Here is a 16174-nt window from a genome sequence, read left to right as displayed (position 1 = left end):
CCGTCAGAAGGGAACCCATCAAGTGGCAGTCGAGATGTTCTACGACGACGATGCCGATCTGTCGATCATCCAGGGCCGCAAGGTCGCCGTGATCGGATACGGCAGCCAGGGCCACGCGCACTCGCTGAGCCTGCGCGATTCCGGCGTCGAGGTCCGCGTCGGCCTCGCCGAGGGCTCGAAGTCGCGGCCGAAGGCCGAGGAAGCCGGACTGACCGTCGGCACCCCCGCCGAGGTTTCCGAGTGGGCCGACGTCATCATGGTGCTCGCCCCCGACACCGCGCAGGCGTCGATCTTCACCAATGACATCGAGCCGAACCTGAAAGACGGCGACGCGCTGTTCTTCGGCCACGGCCTCAATATCCACTTCGGCCTGATCAAGGCTCCGGCCGACGTCACCGTCGCAATGGTCGCGCCGAAGGGTCCCGGCCACCTGGTGCGCCGTCAGTTCGCCGACGGCAAGGGTGTCCCTGCCCTGATCGCGGTCGACCAGGACCCGAAGGGTGAGGGGCAGGCGCTGGCGCTGTCCTACGCCAAGGGCATCGGCGGCACCCGCGCCGGCGTCATCAAGACCACCTTCAAGGAAGAGACCGAGACCGACCTGTTCGGTGAGCAGGCCGTGCTCTGCGGTGGCACCGAGGAACTGGTCAAGACCGGTTTCGAGGTCATGGTCGAGGCCGGTTACGCGCCGGAGATGGCCTACTTCGAGGTGCTGCACGAGCTGAAGCTGATCGTCGACCTGATGTACGAGGGCGGCATCGCGCGGATGAACTACTCGGTCTCCGACACCGCCGAGTTCGGTGGCTACCTGTCGGGCCCGCGGGTCATCGACGCCGACACCAAGAAGCGGATGCAGGACATCCTCCGCGACATCCAGGACGGCACCTTCGTCAAGCGTCTGGTCGCCAATGTCGAGGGCGGCAACAAGGAGCTCGAGGCGCTGCGCAAGCAGAACGCCGAGCACCCGATCGAGGTCACCGGCGCCAAGCTGCGTGGTCTGATGAGCTGGGTCGATCGCCCGATCACCGAAACCGCATAGGGTTTCGTAGCTCGCGAAGGCCCGTCCGCCATCAGCGGACGGGCCTTCGTCTGTTGTCGGTCAGGCGACCGTGCGTGCGCGGCCCGGAGGATCGGCCGCATCGATATGCCAGCTGTGCACCCGGCGTGGGTGGATCCGGATGATGTCGTTGGAGAACCAGTCGGGGGCCACCGGTGGCACGTCGACGGTGAGAGTCTCGGCGACGCCGCGGATCTCGATACCGCGGCCCTTGCCCGGCACCAATTCACCGGGGCGATCCGGGGTCATATCGTCGAACAGCACGCTCACCTTCGGATTGGCGAGCACATTGCGGAAGCGCCTTGTGTTGGCGTGATTCGGTCCGCCGATGTCGATCGTGTCATCGTCGTTGAGTCGAAAGCTGAGCGGTACCGTCATCGGCTGTCCGTCCGGCGTGACAGTGGACAGCCGACACAGCCGGACGGTGTGCAGATAGTCGCGTTCTACGTCGGTGAGAATTCCCATGACCCGAACATAGAACCTCGACCATTGTTCAGGTCAAGCGTGCGGGCGGAACCCGCGGCGGCGATCTCCGCCGCGAGCCCGGCCGCCAACGGTCACCTACCGAACGAACCGCTCGGCGCCAGCTGCTGGAGCAGCCGCCACAGCGGATCCTGGCCGCGGTTGTGGTCCCACCTGCGGTCATGGTCCCATCTGCGGTCGTGATCCCAGCTCTTGTCGCGGTCCCACTTGCGGTCGTGGTCCCACTTGCGGTCGTGATCCCAATCGTTGCGATGGTCCCAGCCCCGCCCGGGACGATCGACCTGCGTGACATCCGGTGTGCCCGCCGCGGGGTCGGCCGCGGCCGGAACCGCTACCGCCGCCAACGGAAACACGGTGATCGCACCGGCAATGGCAACGCGTGCCGCAGTCCGGCGCAACGGTGTTGATGTGGTGTTCGTGAACAACTTCGTATCCTTTCCAGATCCCTGCGAACCGTCGGCCGCGGTCCCTGGCCATGATCAGCGCCTGGTCGGGTCGGGGAATCGGTCGAGCAGCGGTGATATGTCCACTCTCGCGCACTTCGGGGCAAACGTCACGGGTGCGGGCAGGTTTGCGTCCGAGGATCATTCGAATGGATGAGACGGCCCCGGATACGGGCATATCGGGCGGGCGGGCGCAATAGGGGAAACACCGGAGATTCGCCGGTGGTTGTCTGGTCGTCGCGGCGGGACAACACTGTGTAGATGACGAACACCGACGTCGTGGCCGCCCCATCGGGCAAGGATGGACGTGCGATTCGGCGCAAGGTGCCGCGGTCGTCGCTCGGGGAGCTGAAACTCGCACCGGACCGCGACCCGATCGCCATTCTGGAACGACAGGCGGCCACCCGCGTGCCCGAGCTGGTGCCGATCCGCTACGCGCGCATGGTGGCGGGCCGGTTCCCGTTCCTGCGTGGCGCCCCGGCCGTCATGGCCGCCGATCTGGCCGAGACTCCCGATACCGGGTTGACGGTTCAGCTGTGCGGTGACGCCCACCTGTCCAATTTCGGTGTCTTCGCGTCACCGGAACGGTCACTGGTCTTCGATCTGAATGATTTCGACGAAACCCTCCCCGGCCCGTTCGAATGGGATGTCAAACGATTGGCGGCGAGTATCGCGGTCGCCGCGCACAGCAATGGCTTCACCGATGACGAAGCGGATACGGCCGTGCGCGTCGCCGCCTCGTCCTATCGCGAATGTATGCGACGGCTGGCCGGTCTCGATTCGCTCGACGTCTGGTACGAGCAGGTGAACACCGACACCCTCGCCGGTCTGGTGATCACCCCGAAGCGGCGCCGGAATGTCGAGCGGACCCTCGACGCCGCCCGCAAGCGCACCAGCTTGCAGGCGCTGCGCAAGCTCACCGAAACCGGCCCGGACGGTGTCGCGCGGATCCGGCATCAGCCACCGCTGCTGGTGCCGATCCAGCCCGACGACGCCGCCGCCGTCGAAGAGGTCTTCGGCGCGTACCGGCGCACGCTGCCGGAGGAACGTCGAATCCTGGTGGATCGCTACCGAATGGTGGATTTCGCGCTCAAGGTGGTCGGTGTCGGCAGCGTCGGTACCCGGTGTTTCGTCGCGCTGCTCGTCGACCGTGACACCGGCGGTCCGCTGTTCCTCCAGGTCAAAGAGGCCGAGGAGTCGGTGCTGGCACCGCATCTGCGTGCGAGCGTGTTCCGCCATCCCGGCCATCGGGTGGTGCACGGTCAACGGTTGATGCAGACCTCCAGCGATATCTTCCTCGGCTGGGTCACCGGTCCGGGCGGACGCCATTTCTATCTGCGGCAGCTGCGAGATATGAAGGGCTCAGCCGATATCGATGCGATGACCCGCTCCGGTCTGCGCGACTACGCCGCGCTGTGCGGCCACACGCTGGCGCGGGCGCACGCCCGCTCGGGCGACCGTATCGCCATCGCCGACTATCTCGGTTCCGGTGACGCGTTCGACCGCGCGATGGCCGCGTTCGCGCTCGCCTATGCCGAGCAGACCGTCACCGATCATCGAGCGCTGGTCGAGGCCATCGAATCCGGACGCGTCGAAGCTGCGGCGAACCCGTACTGAACCGCGGGGTGCTCGGACCGCGCAGGCATTGCGCGGCGGTGCGGGTCGCGGTCTGGCGTGCGGTGAGGCCCGCCATGTCGAACTGATCCATCGCGGCGTCGAGATCGAACAGATCGTTGTCGCCGAAGACATTCGCCACGGTCTCATGGGTGACGGCGCCGATCTCGGCCGCGCAGATCAGCGTGATCGCATCGGCGCGCTGCGCATCGTTCGGGCGCCCGGTGGCCAGGCAGGTGAGCATCTCGGCGACCGTATCCGTCGTCCACACACCGGGCAGCGCCGCGGCCGCCTGCGCCACCGGCGGTGAGTCCGCCCGGTACCACCGTCCCGCGTCCCACCAGTAGCAGAACGTGATGAGGCCGGTGTCGGCGTGCGGGTTCAGCATCGGGTCGACGGCCCAGTCCGGCGGTTCGGGGTGCACGGGTGGCGGCCCGTCGATCTCGTGGCGTGCCGATCGCGCGATCCACACCCCGCCCGAGAGCACGGCGCGGCCGCCGGGCAGCGCGTACAGCGTCGACCCGCTCTTACCGGAGCTCTCGAACCAGGCCAGCGACGGCAACATCCGCGGGCCCCACTGCGATCCGGCCGCCGCGAATGCCGCGGACATCGCCGCCCACCGGGCCCACAGCTGCGGGAAGGGCGGTAGTTCGGTATCGGTTTCGGTCTCGGGGCAGATCTGCGTCGTGGCCATCAGATCGCCGCGGTCAACTCGAGATGGATACCGTCGGGGTCGTTGAAGCCGAGGATCGCGATGCCGAACTGGTCCATCTCCACGATCTCGCCGTGTTCGACGCCGGCCTCGTCGAAGCGGGCGATGGCCTTTTTCAGATCCTCGCGCGAGTCGACGGTGAAGCTGAGGTGGTCGAGCCCGACGCGTTCGGAATCGAAGTGGTCGTCCGGATCGGCGACCGGGCGCAGGCCGAGCAGCATGCCGCCGGGCGTTTGGAACACGACGCCGCCGTAGAGCTGGAAGCGATCGGCGCGCACCAGGGGATCGGCCGGGTTCCCCGGGGATTCGGCGGCGACCTCGAAGCCGAGCACCTCCTCGTAGAACTCACGCGAGCGGTGCAGATCGGTGACCGTCAGACGAATGTGATGGACGAGGCTGGTGGCGAGCGACATGCGGGGCTCCGATGGGGTGGGCGGTCGGCGGACGACGACTCGGTGCTGTCGCAGATGGACGAGCCGAACAGCTGTGCGAGACGTCACAAATAGTGACAATATGTTGCTGGTAGACGATTACCGAGTGTCGGAAACGACATCTTCAGTACCATTCCCGACATGGATGTCGGAGTGTTCGTGATCGACGGCGTAGCGGACTTCGGTCTCGCCGCATTGCTGGAGACGTTCAATACCGCCAATGCCGCCCGCGGCCAGCTGGAAGCCCCGCCCGAACCGTGGCGGGTGCGCACGCTGTCGTTCGGCGACAGTGTGACCTCCGGCAACGGGCACATCATCCCGACGACGCCGCTGCTCGGCAGCGATGTCCAACCCGACATGATGATCGTGCCCGCCGTGCAGGTCGTGGATCCCGAGCCGCTGGTCGAACTCGTGTCCTCGGCGCGCAGCCGTCCGGTACTCGACCGGATCCGGCAGGTGCACGACAGTGGCACACACGTCGCGGGCGCCTGCTCGGGCACGTTCTTCCTTGCCGAAGCGGGTGTGCTCGACGGCTCGTCGGCCACCACCAGCTGGTGGCTCGGACCCACCTTCCGCCGCCGCTATCCGCAGGTCGCGCTGGACGAGAGCCGGATCCTGTGCCGTGGCCCGCGGGTCAGCACGGCGGGCGCCTCGCTATCGCATATGGATCTCGCACTGGCGCTGGTGCATTCGGCCAGTCCCGCGCTGGCCGAACTCGCCAGCCGGTATCTGGTCGCGGGGAATCGGCGAAATCAGCGTGAGGTCGCGGTGGCCGAGGTCATCGCCCGTGGTAATTCGGTGACCGCCGCGTTCGAACGCTGGGTGCGCGACCATCTGGCCGAACAGTTCCTGATCTCCACCGCCGCCCAGGCGCTCGGCTTCACCGAACGCAGCCTGCAACGCGCCACCCACGCCGAGCTGGGCATGTCACCACGCGATTTCGTCAACGACATCCGCTTGGAACGAGCCGCGCACCTGCTGCGCACGACCGACCTCACCCTGGACGCGGTCGCGGCGCGGGTCGGCTACCTGAACGCCGGAACCTTACGTGGCCTGGTGAAACGACGCCGCGGTATATCGATCGCCGAACTGCGCGCATCCCCACTCCCGTGGTGATCGCGAGGTCGCGAGTGGTACCTGAGCGCGGGGTCGTCTCTCTGTTCGTCGCAGCCGGGTGCCACTCGCGCGGGTACGGCACCCGGCTGGGCGGGGGGATTGCGACTTACACTGTCTACCGATGAGTAACTTCTTTGCCTCGGTGGATGAGGTGACCCGCCGGTTGACCGATGTCGGTTATCTGCCGTCCACCGATATCGCCACCGCGGTGTTCCTGGCAGGGCATCTGGGCAAACCGCTGCTCATCGAGGGGCCCGCCGGTGTCGGCAAGACCGAACTGGCCAAGGCCATCGCCGCCACCGGCGCCGCCGAGCTGATCCGGTTGCAGTGCTACGAGGGCATCGATGAGGCGCGTGCACTCTACGAGTGGAACCACGCCAAGCAGTTACTGCGCATCACGGCCACCGATGGTGAGGGCTGGGACAGCACGCGCGAGCATGTCTTCACCGAGGAGTTCCTGCTCTCGCGTCCGCTGCTGGCCGCCATCCGCAATCCGGACCCCACCGTGCTGCTCATCGACGAACTCGACAAGGCGGATGTGGAACTCGAGGGGTTGTTGCTCGAGGTCCTCGGCGACTACCAGGTCAGCATCCCCGAACTCGGTACCGTCACCGCCGTCCGCAAGCCCTTCGTCCTGCTGACCTCCAATGCCAACCGCGAACTCTCCGAGGCATTGAAGCGGCGCTGCCTGTATCTGCATATCGACTATCCGACCGCCGAACTGGAACGCGCCATCGTGCGGTTGCGGGTACCCGAACTGGATGCCGCGCTGGCCGAACCGGTCGTCCGCACAGTCGGCGCACTCCGGCAATTGCCGTTGCGGAAGGCACCGTCGGTCGCGGAGACCGTCGATTGGGCCAGGACACTGGTCGCGTTGGGGGCGCGGCGGCTCACCGGCGGTGTGGTGCGCTCGACGCTCGGTGTGCTGTTGAAGCATCAGTCCGATCATCGGCTGGCGGTGCGGAAGCTGGAGCTGGACGCACCGGACCCGGTGGATTCGCCGTGACGGCGCCGGGGGAGTCGTAGCCGATGACCTCACCACGATCCGGTGTGCTCGGCACGGGCGAGGAACCGATGACCGACCGCCTCGTCGGCTTCGTCACCGTGCTGCGCGAATACGGCATCAACGCGGGCCCCAGCGAAACCATCGACGCCGCCGAGGCGATCGTCGCGCTCGGTACCGACGATCCCGACCGGCTGCGCTCCGGTCTCGCCGCGACTCTGCTGCGTCGCAACGGCCAACGCTCGGTCTTCGACCAACTCTTCGACCTCTACTTCCTCGGTCGTGCCGGATTCGGCGAAGTGCGCGAACCGAATTCCGCCGCCATCGAATCCTTGCGCGAGGAACTCGTCAGCACTCTCGCCGCCGACAACCCCGACGCGGCAACCGAACTCGCTCGCCGCGCCCTCACCGAACTCGGCGGATACGGCAGCGGGGGACAGGGCGCGGGCGCCTCAGGTGTCGTCACCACGGCGTCCGGTGCGGGCTGGTCGTCGTATCTGACCTCGAGGGCGTTGAGTCCCGAGGATCTGGTGCAGCGCATCGTCTCCCGAATGGGCGCCCCCACCGGCGAATTCGACACCGCCGTGTACACCATCGAGGCCGACCGCCGTCTGCGCGCCTTCCGCACGGCCCTGCAAACCGAGGCCCGTATCCGCTCCGCCGATCTCCGCGGCACCGATTACATCGCCCGCCGCGGCGTCGAATCCAGCACCGACCGCATTGATTTCCTCGGTGCCCGCGAACAGGACATGGCCGAGATGCGCCGCCTCGTCCATCCATTGGCCCGCAAACTCGCCACCCGCCTCGCCGTCCGCCGCCGCAGATCGGTCCGCGGCCGGATCGACCTGCGCCGCACCCTTCGCAGTTCCATGTCCACCGGTGGCGTTCCCATCGACCCCGTCCTCCGCGCTCGCCGACAGGGCCGCCCCGATCTGGTGGTGGTAGCCGATCTCTCCGGCTCCGTCACCGGCTTCGCCGAATTCACCCTGCACCTGGTCCAAGCCTTACAAGACCAGTTCAGTCGGGTCCGCAGTTTCGGTTTCATCGACACCTGCGCCGAGATCACCCCCTGGTTCATTCCCGGCACCCCACCCACCGCGGACCTGACCGCCCGCATCATCGGCGAATCCGGCGTGACCCGCTTCGGCAGCAGCAACTATGGCGAGGCCTTCGCGGGTTTCGTCCACGACCACCTCGACGCCTTGGGTCCCCGAACCTCCCTGCTCATCCTCGGTGACGCCCGAACCAACCGCACCGACCCCAACCTCGCCGCCTTACAGCTCATGGTCGAGAGGGCGAAGCATGCCTACTGGCTGAACCCCGAACCCGCCCGTTCGTGGTCATCGGGGGACTCCGCGGCCCAGGTGTACGCGGAGCGCATCACGATGCACGAATGCAGGAATGTGGTCCAGTTGACGGAGGTCGTATCGCGCCTGTTGCCCGCCTGACCGATGGGTGGCACACGTGATCATCCGGCGGCGCTGTACGCCGTGACACCCCCGTAACCTGGGCAATTGTCCACACTCCATAGTGGAATGTTGTGGGCGATAGTTACCTCACAGTTGTCTCTTTCAGGTGTGGAGGAATCGTGGAAACCATGGCATCGTTGTAGGCGAGACCGGGCTTGACATTTGCTCGGCTCATCTACAGGAAGTATGAAGTACAGAACATGGCTCAAGGCAGCGTGAAGTGGTTCAACAGCGAAAAGGGCTTCGGCTTTATCGCGCAAGACGGGGGCGGCCCTGACGTCTTCGTGCATTACTCGGCAGTTTCCGGGTCGGGTTTCCGGACCCTCGAAGAGGGTCAGCGTGTGGAGTTCGAGATCGGGCAGGGCCAGAAGGGCCCGCAGGCTCAGGACGTCCGCGCTATCTGAACAGCGTGACTTTCGCAAGCCCCGCACCGTACGGTGCGGGGCTTGCCCCTTTTTCGGAGCAGTCGCTGCCCAGTGTGCAGCAGTGCGTCGAGACGCATCGTGCCACCGGTTGTATATTGCAATCGGCAGGGCTGAACGGAAGAGGACGATATGCGTGAGGACGGACGCTCGGGCTGCCCGATCAACGCGACCATCGAGGTGATCGGCGACCGCTGGACACTGCTGGTGCTGCGCGATGTGATGTTCGGCAACCGCCGCCACTTTCGTGAACTCCTGGCCGGATCCGAGGAGGGCATCGCATCCAATATCCTCTCCGACCGGCTCAAACGGCTGGTGGCCGCCGGACTCCTCAGCCGGGAAGACGCCGGCCCCGGACGTAAAGCCGAATATCGGCTCACCGAAGCCGCCATCGAACTGGTGCCGATCATGGCCCAGCTGGGGTCATGGGGGCTGCGGCACCGCGAGACCACCCATCGGCTGAGGGTTCGCGCGCAGCTGCTGGAAGAGGGCGGACCGCAGCTGTGGCGGGAGTTCATGGACGAGCTGCGGGAGCTGCATCTCGGGACGCCACGACCCGATCCGACTGTGGCGCGCGCTAGTGAACGCCTGGCCGCCGCATATGCGGCCGCTGTGCGTGCGGAGAGCTGAGCCATGACCCGTGGCCGATTCCTTGTGCGCGAAAGCGTCAGGCTTCGGGCCGATCCGGCGCGGCGGCCCCGCGTCGGAGCAGGTAGGTGACCGCCCCGACGGCCGTCACCGCCGCGCCCGCGATGACGGCGTCTGCGGGGAGAGTGCACGCCAGGACCAGGCAGCCGATCATGCCGAACGCGGGGATGAGGCGTGGCGGGCGCCCCTCGTCCGGTCGGAGGGTCGCGGCTGAGGCGTTGGCGATGGCGTAGTAGACCAGCACGCCGAAGGATGAGAAACCGATGGCGGTACGGAGATCGGCCACCGCCACGGCTACGGCAACGATTGCGCCCACGGCGATTTCGGCGTGATGCGGAACGCCGGTCCGGGGATGGATTGCGGTGAGTGCAGGCGGTAGATAGCGGTCGCGTGCCATGGCCAATGTGGTCCGGGAGACCCCGAGGATCAGGGCGAGCAGCGATCCGAGCGCGGCGACGGCGGCGCCTGCTCGAACCAGGGGAGACAACCGATCGGCGCCGGCCACCTGCACCGCGGTCGACAGCGGGGCGGCGGATTCGGCGAGACGTTGCGGGCCGAGCACCAGCAGGACCGCCACCGCCACCGCGGCGTACACGATGAGGGCGATCGCCAGCGCGAGCGGAATGGCGCGGGGAATGGTGCGGGCCGGGTCGCGAACCTCCTCACCGAGTGTGGCGATCCTGGCGTAGCCCGCGAAGGCGAAGAACAGTAGGCCGGCGGCCTGGAGGACGCCGCCGACGGTGATGTCGGCGCCGAATTCGAGTCGTTGCGGATCCGCCTCTGCGGACGTGGCAGTGGCGATGACCACCGCAGCCAGCACCGCGAGGACGATGGCGACGATCACTCTCGTCGATGCCGCGGACTTCTGGACGCCGAGATAGTTCACCGTCGTCAACGCCACCACGGCGGCGACTCCCACCGCGTGCGCATGGCCGGGCCACACATACGTGCCAACCGTCAGCGCCATCGCCGCGCATGACGCGGTTTTGCCGACCACGAAACTCCACCCGGCCAGATAGCCCCAGAACGTGCCGAGCCGTTCGCGGCCGTAGACATAGGTGCCGCCGGAGTCGGGATAGCGGGCGGCCAGCCGCGCCGAAGAAGTGGCGTTGCAATAGGCAACAACCGCCGCGACGGCCAGTCCGAGCAGTAGTCCGCTACCCGCGGCTTTCGCGGCCGGTGCCAGGGCGGCGAAAATGCCAGCGCCGATCATCGAGCCCAGTCCGATCAGTACGGCGTCGCCCACACCCAACCGTCTGCGCAGGCGGTCCGGCTGCGGCTGGCCGGAGGAACCGGAGGTGGGCACGGCGACTCCTGGGTGCGGTCCTGAATCGTCGCTCACCCTAATCAGCGCGGTGCGCTGATGCCGGGCGAGCCGATATCGGCCTCGGCCGCTGTCGTCGCGGCGATGGTCTCTCGCACCCATGCGGCCGTCCGCGCTACCGCCGTCATTGCGACGAGTGTGGCCGGGTCGCAATTTCGAGGAGAATAGTTCCTGCTAATTGTTTTGCGATCGGCGGGCGTCGCGTATCCGGGTGACCGCTCATCTCGGTGTATTACTCGCGAAATCGCGCAGGGCATTCTAAGTAAATTCTCAGGTTTATCCGGCTGCATGCCGCACGGCGGTGTCGTGACCTCCCCGTGACCGGATCGATCGCATGTTTTGCCTGATAGAAGCCCTGCGTGACGGCGGTTCGGCTCACATGGCGCTGGTGTTTGTGTCCTGTGTCACTAAATCGTGATTTCCCGTAACCGATTCTCGTCACCCCTCGATGAGTCATGTGTCAGCCAGTTCCACTGGATTGAATTTCGACGAGAGGTATTTCATGATCCCCGTTATCATCGACACCGGTAGCGCCGCCGCGAACGGTCTTTTCGACACCCTGGGTGCGGCCCTGCACGGCCTGGTGAACACCCTGTGGACGGGCTCGTTCGGCGGCTGATCACACGCTGCGGTCGCGGACGCGACCAGACTCCTGCCCCGGTCTTCCTCGTAGAGACCGGGGCAGGTCCGTGTCCGGACGAGAAACGCCCTCCGATCCTGCCCACCCGCTCGACTGAGGACAGCCGCCTACCAGGCGGTAGGGGGCGCGGAAATCCGGCCAACTAAGCTTGACCCCGGTAACTGCCGCCCCCCTTTCTTCCCCAGGAGTAACCCACAGTGAGCCAAGCAGGCCGTCCTGTAGTTCTGATCGCCGACAAGCTCGCCCAGTCGACCGTCGACGCGCTCGGTGACGGTGTCGAGGTCCGCTGGGTCGACGGTCCCGACCGTCCGGCGCTGCTGGCCGCGGTTCCCGAGGCCGATGCGCTGCTGGTGCGTTCGGCCACCACGGTCGACGCCGAGGTGCTGGAAGCCGGTAAGAACCTGAAGATCGTCGCCCGCGCCGGCGTCGGCCTCGACAACGTCGACGTGCCCGCCGCCACCGAACGCGGCGTCATGGTCGTCAACGCGCCGACCTCCAATATCCACACCGCCGCCGAGCACGCCGTCACGCTGATGCTTGCCGCGGCCCGCCAGGTGCCCGCCGCCGACGCCACCCTGCGTGAGCGCACCTGGCAGCGCAGCAAGTTCAACGGTGTCGAGATCTTCGGCAAGACCGTCGGCGTTGTCGGGCTCGGTCGCATCGGCCAGCTGTTCGCGGCCCGCCTCGCGGCCTTCGAGACCCACGTCATCGCCTACGACCCCTACGTCTCCCCGGCCCGCGCCGCTCAGCTCGGTATCGAGCTGGTGACGCTGGAGGAGCTGCTCGGCCGCGCCGACCTCATCTCGGTGCACTTGCCCAAGACCCCGGAGACCAAGGGGCTGTTGAGCAAGGAGAAGCTGGCGCTCACCAAACCGGGCGTCATCATCGTCAACGCCGCCCGCGGTGGCCTGATCGACGAGCAGGCGCTCGCCGACGCCATCAAGTCCGGCCACGTGCGCGCCGCCGGCCTCGACGTGTTCGAGACCGAGCCCTGCACCGACAGCCCGCTGTTCGAGCTGCCGCAGGTCGTGGTGACCCCGCACCTGGGTGCCTCCACCTCCGAGGCGCAGGATCGCGCGGGCACCGATGTCGCCAAGTCGGTGCTGCTGGCGCTGGCGGGCGAGTTCGTGCCCGGCGCGGTGAACGTCACCGGTGGCGTCGTCGGCGATGAGGTCGCCCCGTGGCTGGACATCGTGCGCAAGCAGGGTGCCCTGCTCGGCGCGCTGTCGGACGAGCTGCCGGTGAGCCTGGAGATCCAGGTGCGCGGCGAGCTGGCCGCCAGCGAGGTCGGCGTGCTGGAACTGTCCGCGCTGCGAGGTGTCTTCTCCGCGCAGGTCGAGGATCAGGTGACCTTCGTCAACGCGCCCGCGCTGGCCACCGAGCGTGGCATCACCGCGGAGGTCACCACCGTGTCGGAGAGCCCGAGCCACCGCAGCGTCGTCGACCTGCGCGCCGTATTCGGCGACGGCCGCACCCTCAATGTGGCGGGCACGCTGACCGAGCCCGCCCAGGTGGAGAAGATCGTCAACATCAACGGCCGCAACTACGATATGCGCGCCGAGGGCCTGAACCTGGCCGTGCTCAACTACGAGGACAAGCCGGGCGCGCTGGGCAAGATCGGCATGAAGCTCGGCGAGGCCGAGGTCGACATCCTGGCCGCACAGCTGACCCAGGACGTGGACAAGGAAGGCGCCACCGTGATGCTGCGCGTCGGCAAGGAGGTTTCCGCCGAGGTGCAGAACGCGATCCGCGAATCGGTCGGCGCCACCAAGGTCGTGCTGGTCGATCTGTTCTGAGCCAGCGGGTTCACCGCACAGCGAACTCGACGTACCGAGCCCCGTTCCCCATTAGGGAGCGGGGCTCGGTCGTTCGGGTCTAGTGCTCGTATCCGTCGCGTGCTTCCACCGCCGCCTTCGCTTCCGCCAGGCCCACCTCCGGGTGCAGATCGCGGTACAGCTTGATCGCCTGGATCGTCTTGCCCCGGGCGAGCAATGCGTCGATCTCGGTGTAGGCGATGGTCGATGCCGGGTCCTCGATACCCAGATGGTGCATGATCAGGTCGATCTTTCGCTCGATCCGGCCGATCCGGTGCTCGAGCCCGCTGTTTCCGAACATGCGCCGAGGCTACCCACGGGCGCCGCAATCCCACTGTTCGGGAGAGTTCGCCCTGGTCGCGGCCGGGTTCGGGGCACCGGCTATCGTTGCGATGTTCACGGGCGCCATCATCGGAAACGGAGCACTGCTTTCATGAAACTCGCTGTCATCCCGGGCGACGGTATCGGTCCCGAAGTCATCGCCGAGGCCCTCAAGGTGCTCGATGTGGTGTCGCCGGGGGTCGAGAAGACCGAATACGACCTGGGTGCCAAGCGGTACCACCGCACCGGCGAGATCCTGCCCGAGTCGGTGCTGCCCGAACTGAAGCAGCACGACGCGATCCTGCTCGGCGCCATCGGCGACCCGTCGGTGCCCAGCGGTGTGCTCGAGCGTGGTCTGCTGCTGCACACCAGGTTCGCGCTCGACCATCACGTGAACCTGCGGCCGTCTAAGCTGTTCCCCGGTGTCACCAGCCCGCTCGCCGGCAACCCCGAGATCGACTTCGTCGTCGTCCGTGAGGGCACCGAAGGCCCCTACACCGGCACCGGCGGCGCCATCCGCGTGCAGACCCCGCACGAGGTCGCCACCGAGGTCAGCACCAACACCCGGTTCGGTATCGAGCGGGTCGTGCGCTACGCCTTCGCCAAGGCACAACAACGCCGTAAGCATCTGACCCTGGTGCACAAGACGAATGTGCTGAGCTTCGCCGGATCGCTGTGGCAGCGCACCGTCGACGAGGTCGGCACCGAATTCGGTGATGTCGAGGTCGCCTACCAGCACATCGACGCCGCTACCATCCATATGGTCAACGATCCGGGCCGCTTCGATGTGATCGTCACCGACAACCTGTTCGGCGACATCATCACCGATCTGGCGGCCGCGGTGAGCGGTGGCATCGGCCTCGCGGCCAGCGGCAATATCGACGCCTCCGGCACCAACCCGAGCATGTTCGAGCCGGTGCACGGCAGCGCCCCGGATATTGCCGGCCAGTCCAAGGCCGACCCGACTGCCGCGATCCTGTCGCTGTCGCTGCTGCTGAACCACCTCGGCGACACCGAGGCCGCCGCAAGGGTCGAGGCCGCGGTGGCCAAGGATCTGGCCTCGCGTACCGGCGCCGCCTCGACCGTGGAGGTCGGGGATCGGATCGCTGCCGCGGTCTGAGCCACAGCGTTTTCCGAAGGCCCCGTGCTCGCTCGAGTGCGGGGCCTTCTGCGTGGTGCTCGCTGCGGGGCTTGTGCCTGATGTTCGGTGGAGTGCGGGCGTTCTACCTGGTGTCCGGTGGAGTGCGGGTGTTCTGCCTGCCGGGTCGCGCTCGACCGGGTCTGGGCGCCGGGCCGAGCGAACCATGGTTCGCGGACCGAACTCGCCATGCGCTGTCCAATCGGAGGCGCTTGCGATCCTGATGACAGGTGATCGCCGAAACCGGGCCCGCGGCGGGCTGTTCCGGCTCACCGGGTGGGGGAGTCCTTGGGCACCAAGGGAATCGCGATGACCGCAAGCGCGGCCGCGGCCAGGTAGGTGGCCGGGAAACCGGCGTAGGTGATCAGGGCGCCGAAGACCGGCGGCACCGCTGCCAGTACCAGGTTCTGGCCGGTGTTCTGGATGCCGAGCCCGCGCCCACTCCAATACGGGCCGGCGATCTCGGCGACCGCGGTGAAGGCCAGCCCGTTATCGGACACCGTGACCACCGAGGCGATCACCAGTAGCGGAATGGCCAGCCACCACCATTCGGCCCACGCGGCCAGCGCCAGCGCGGCCATCGTCAGAACCGCGGCGATGGCGACCGACCGCAATGGTCCCAACCGACTGCCCACCCGGTCCGACCACGCGCCCGCACCGATCCGGCCCGCGGCGCCCAGCAATTGGGTCACGGTGACCAGCACCCCGGCCATCGGCAGCGACCAGCCGATATCCCGGTGCAGCCACAGCAGGGCGAATGTCCACACCGTCGCCTGCGGGAACACCAGCAGGATCGAGACCACGTGGATGCGCGGCAGGGTGGTGCTGCCGCGATACGGATTCGCCCGGTCGGCGGCCGAACCCGCCGGGCGGGGCGGATCGACGATCCCGGCCAGACAGCCCACCGCGGCGACCGCCGCCATGAGCGCGGGCACCAGAATCGCCGTTGCGACCCCGTGCGCGGCGGCCACCGCCGGAATCGCCACCGCGCCGATGCCGACGCCCAACGGCTGCGCGGTCTGCCGGATACCCATGGCGAGCCCACGCCGATGTGGCGGGAACCAGCCGACGATCACCCGGCCGCTGGCGCCATTGGTACTCGCCGCACCGACGCCGCCGAGCAGCAGCAGCACACCCAACGCCGGATAGCTCGAGGTGCTCGCCGCTGCCGTGCCGGCGACGAACATCAGCAGCGGCCCGCCGACCAGAACCTTGCGCTCGCCGATCCGGTCGACCACATAACCCCAGGCGATCAGCGTGCAGACCAGGCCGACGGTCGGCATGGCGACCAGCAGACCGGCCGTGGCCAACGGCATACCACCAGCGGTCAGCGCGGGCAGTAGAAACGGGACACCGTGCACGAAAACCGCGCTGGACGCTTGCGCGAAGACGCCGAGACCGAGCATCGACCACCGTCGGAACGCGTCGACCTGCGGTCCGGTTGCTACGGCAGCGTTCACACCCATCGGTGGCCCACCTCTCGAAATCTCAATATGTGGAACTAATATCTCAAGGAATGAACATCTGTGGGCTACCGTACAC

The 16174-nt window shown here is 67.2% G+C and carries 16 protein-coding genes; 9 read left to right on the top strand and 7 right to left on the bottom strand.

What is annotated here, in order from left to right:
• Positions 1–34 precede the first annotated feature (34 nt).
• Positions 35–1036: a ketol-acid reductoisomerase gene (gene ilvC, locus QH168_RS16230; RefSeq protein WP_280235519.1), complete on the top strand. Its 1002-nt coding sequence runs from the start codon at positions 35–37 to the stop codon at positions 1034–1036.
• Positions 1037–1096: 60 nt separating this feature from the next.
• Here ilvC and QH168_RS16225 read toward each other — a convergent pair whose 3' ends face one another.
• A complete protein-coding gene (locus QH168_RS16225) occupies positions 1097–1519 on the bottom strand; it encodes a PPOX class F420-dependent oxidoreductase (protein ID WP_280235479.1) in 423 nt (140 codons plus the stop codon).
• Between the two features lie 92 nt (positions 1520–1611).
• Positions 1612–1962, bottom strand: coding sequence for a hypothetical protein (locus QH168_RS16220; protein WP_280235478.1), 351 nt, complete (start codon positions 1960–1962; stop codon positions 1612–1614).
• A 279-nt stretch (positions 1963–2241) separates the two neighbouring features.
• Here QH168_RS16220 and QH168_RS16215 point away from each other — a divergent pair, with 279 nt between their 5' ends.
• A complete protein-coding gene (locus tag QH168_RS16215; protein ID WP_280235477.1) occupies positions 2242–3597 on the top strand; it encodes a DUF2252 domain-containing protein in 1356 nt (451 codons plus the stop codon).
• Here the strand turns inward: QH168_RS16215 and QH168_RS16210 are convergent.
• A complete protein-coding gene (locus QH168_RS16210; protein WP_280235476.1) occupies positions 3527–4288 on the bottom strand; it encodes a hypothetical protein in 762 nt (253 codons plus the stop codon). The genes QH168_RS16215 and QH168_RS16210 overlap by 71 nt on opposite strands.
• Positions 4288–4719: a VOC family protein gene (locus tag QH168_RS16205; protein ID WP_280235475.1), complete on the bottom strand. Its 432-nt coding sequence runs from the start codon at positions 4717–4719 to the stop codon at positions 4288–4290. Before QH168_RS16205 ends, QH168_RS16210 begins: the two co-directional genes overlap by 1 nt.
• Before the next feature lie 159 nt (positions 4720–4878).
• On the opposite strand from QH168_RS16205, the gene QH168_RS16200 reads away from it, so the two are divergent.
• From QH168_RS16200 to QH168_RS16180, 5 genes are all read left to right on the top strand, one after another.
• Positions 4879–5853, top strand: coding sequence for a GlxA family transcriptional regulator (locus QH168_RS16200; protein WP_280235474.1), 975 nt, complete (start codon positions 4879–4881; stop codon positions 5851–5853).
• 121 nt (positions 5854–5974) lie between these two features.
• Entirely contained in the window at positions 5975–6859 is an 885-nt protein-coding gene (locus QH168_RS16195; RefSeq protein ID WP_280235473.1) for an AAA family ATPase, read from the top strand.
• Positions 6860–6882: 23 nt separating this feature from the next.
• On the top strand, positions 6883–8304 hold the full coding sequence (locus QH168_RS16190) for a vWA domain-containing protein (protein WP_280235472.1): 1422 nt from the start codon (positions 6883–6885) through the stop codon (positions 8302–8304).
• Positions 8305–8525: 221 nt separating this feature from the next.
• A complete protein-coding gene (locus QH168_RS16185) occupies positions 8526–8729 on the top strand; it encodes a cold-shock protein (protein ID WP_030521844.1) in 204 nt (67 codons plus the stop codon).
• 150 nt (positions 8730–8879) lie between these two features.
• Positions 8880–9377, top strand: a complete 498-nt coding sequence (locus tag QH168_RS16180; protein ID WP_280235471.1) for a winged helix-turn-helix transcriptional regulator — start codon at positions 8880–8882, stop codon at positions 9375–9377.
• Between the two features lie 37 nt (positions 9378–9414).
• Here the strand turns inward: QH168_RS16180 and QH168_RS16175 are convergent, their stop codons facing one another.
• Positions 9415–10701: an APC family permease gene (locus tag QH168_RS16175; protein WP_432421106.1), complete on the bottom strand. Its 1287-nt coding sequence runs from the start codon at positions 10699–10701 to the stop codon at positions 9415–9417.
• An 855-nt stretch (positions 10702–11556) separates the two neighbouring features.
• On the opposite strand from QH168_RS16175, the gene serA reads away from it, so the two are divergent.
• Complete coding sequence (gene serA / locus QH168_RS16170; protein ID WP_280235470.1) at positions 11557–13155, top strand: phosphoglycerate dehydrogenase; 1599 nt, start codon at positions 11557–11559, stop codon at positions 13153–13155.
• Positions 13156–13234: 79 nt separating this feature from the next.
• On the opposite strand, the gene QH168_RS16165 is transcribed toward serA, so the two are convergent.
• On the bottom strand, positions 13235–13474 hold the full coding sequence (locus QH168_RS16165) for a hypothetical protein (protein ID WP_280235469.1): 240 nt from the start codon (positions 13472–13474) through the stop codon (positions 13235–13237).
• A gap of 132 nt (positions 13475–13606) precedes the next feature.
• Here QH168_RS16165 and QH168_RS16160 point away from each other — a divergent pair, with 132 nt between their 5' ends.
• Positions 13607–14614 carry a 3-isopropylmalate dehydrogenase gene (locus QH168_RS16160; RefSeq protein ID WP_280235468.1) on the top strand — a complete coding sequence of 336 codons (1008 nt, stop codon included), beginning with the start codon at positions 13607–13609 and terminating at the stop codon, positions 14612–14614.
• A gap of 287 nt (positions 14615–14901) precedes the next feature.
• Here QH168_RS16160 and QH168_RS16155 read toward each other — a convergent pair whose 3' ends face one another.
• The gene (locus QH168_RS16155; protein WP_280235467.1) at positions 14902–16098 is read right to left on the bottom strand and encodes an MFS transporter; all 1197 of its coding nucleotides are present in this window, start codon (positions 16096–16098) and stop codon (positions 14902–14904) included.
• Positions 16099–16174: the final 76 nt, after the last annotated feature.

Source organism: Nocardia cyriacigeorgica (assembly GCF_029868385.1).
GTDB classification, from domain to species: Bacteria; Actinomycetota; Actinomycetes; order Mycobacteriales; family Mycobacteriaceae; genus Nocardia; species Nocardia cyriacigeorgica_F.
This window is presented reverse-complemented; position numbering and strand designations above follow the sequence as displayed.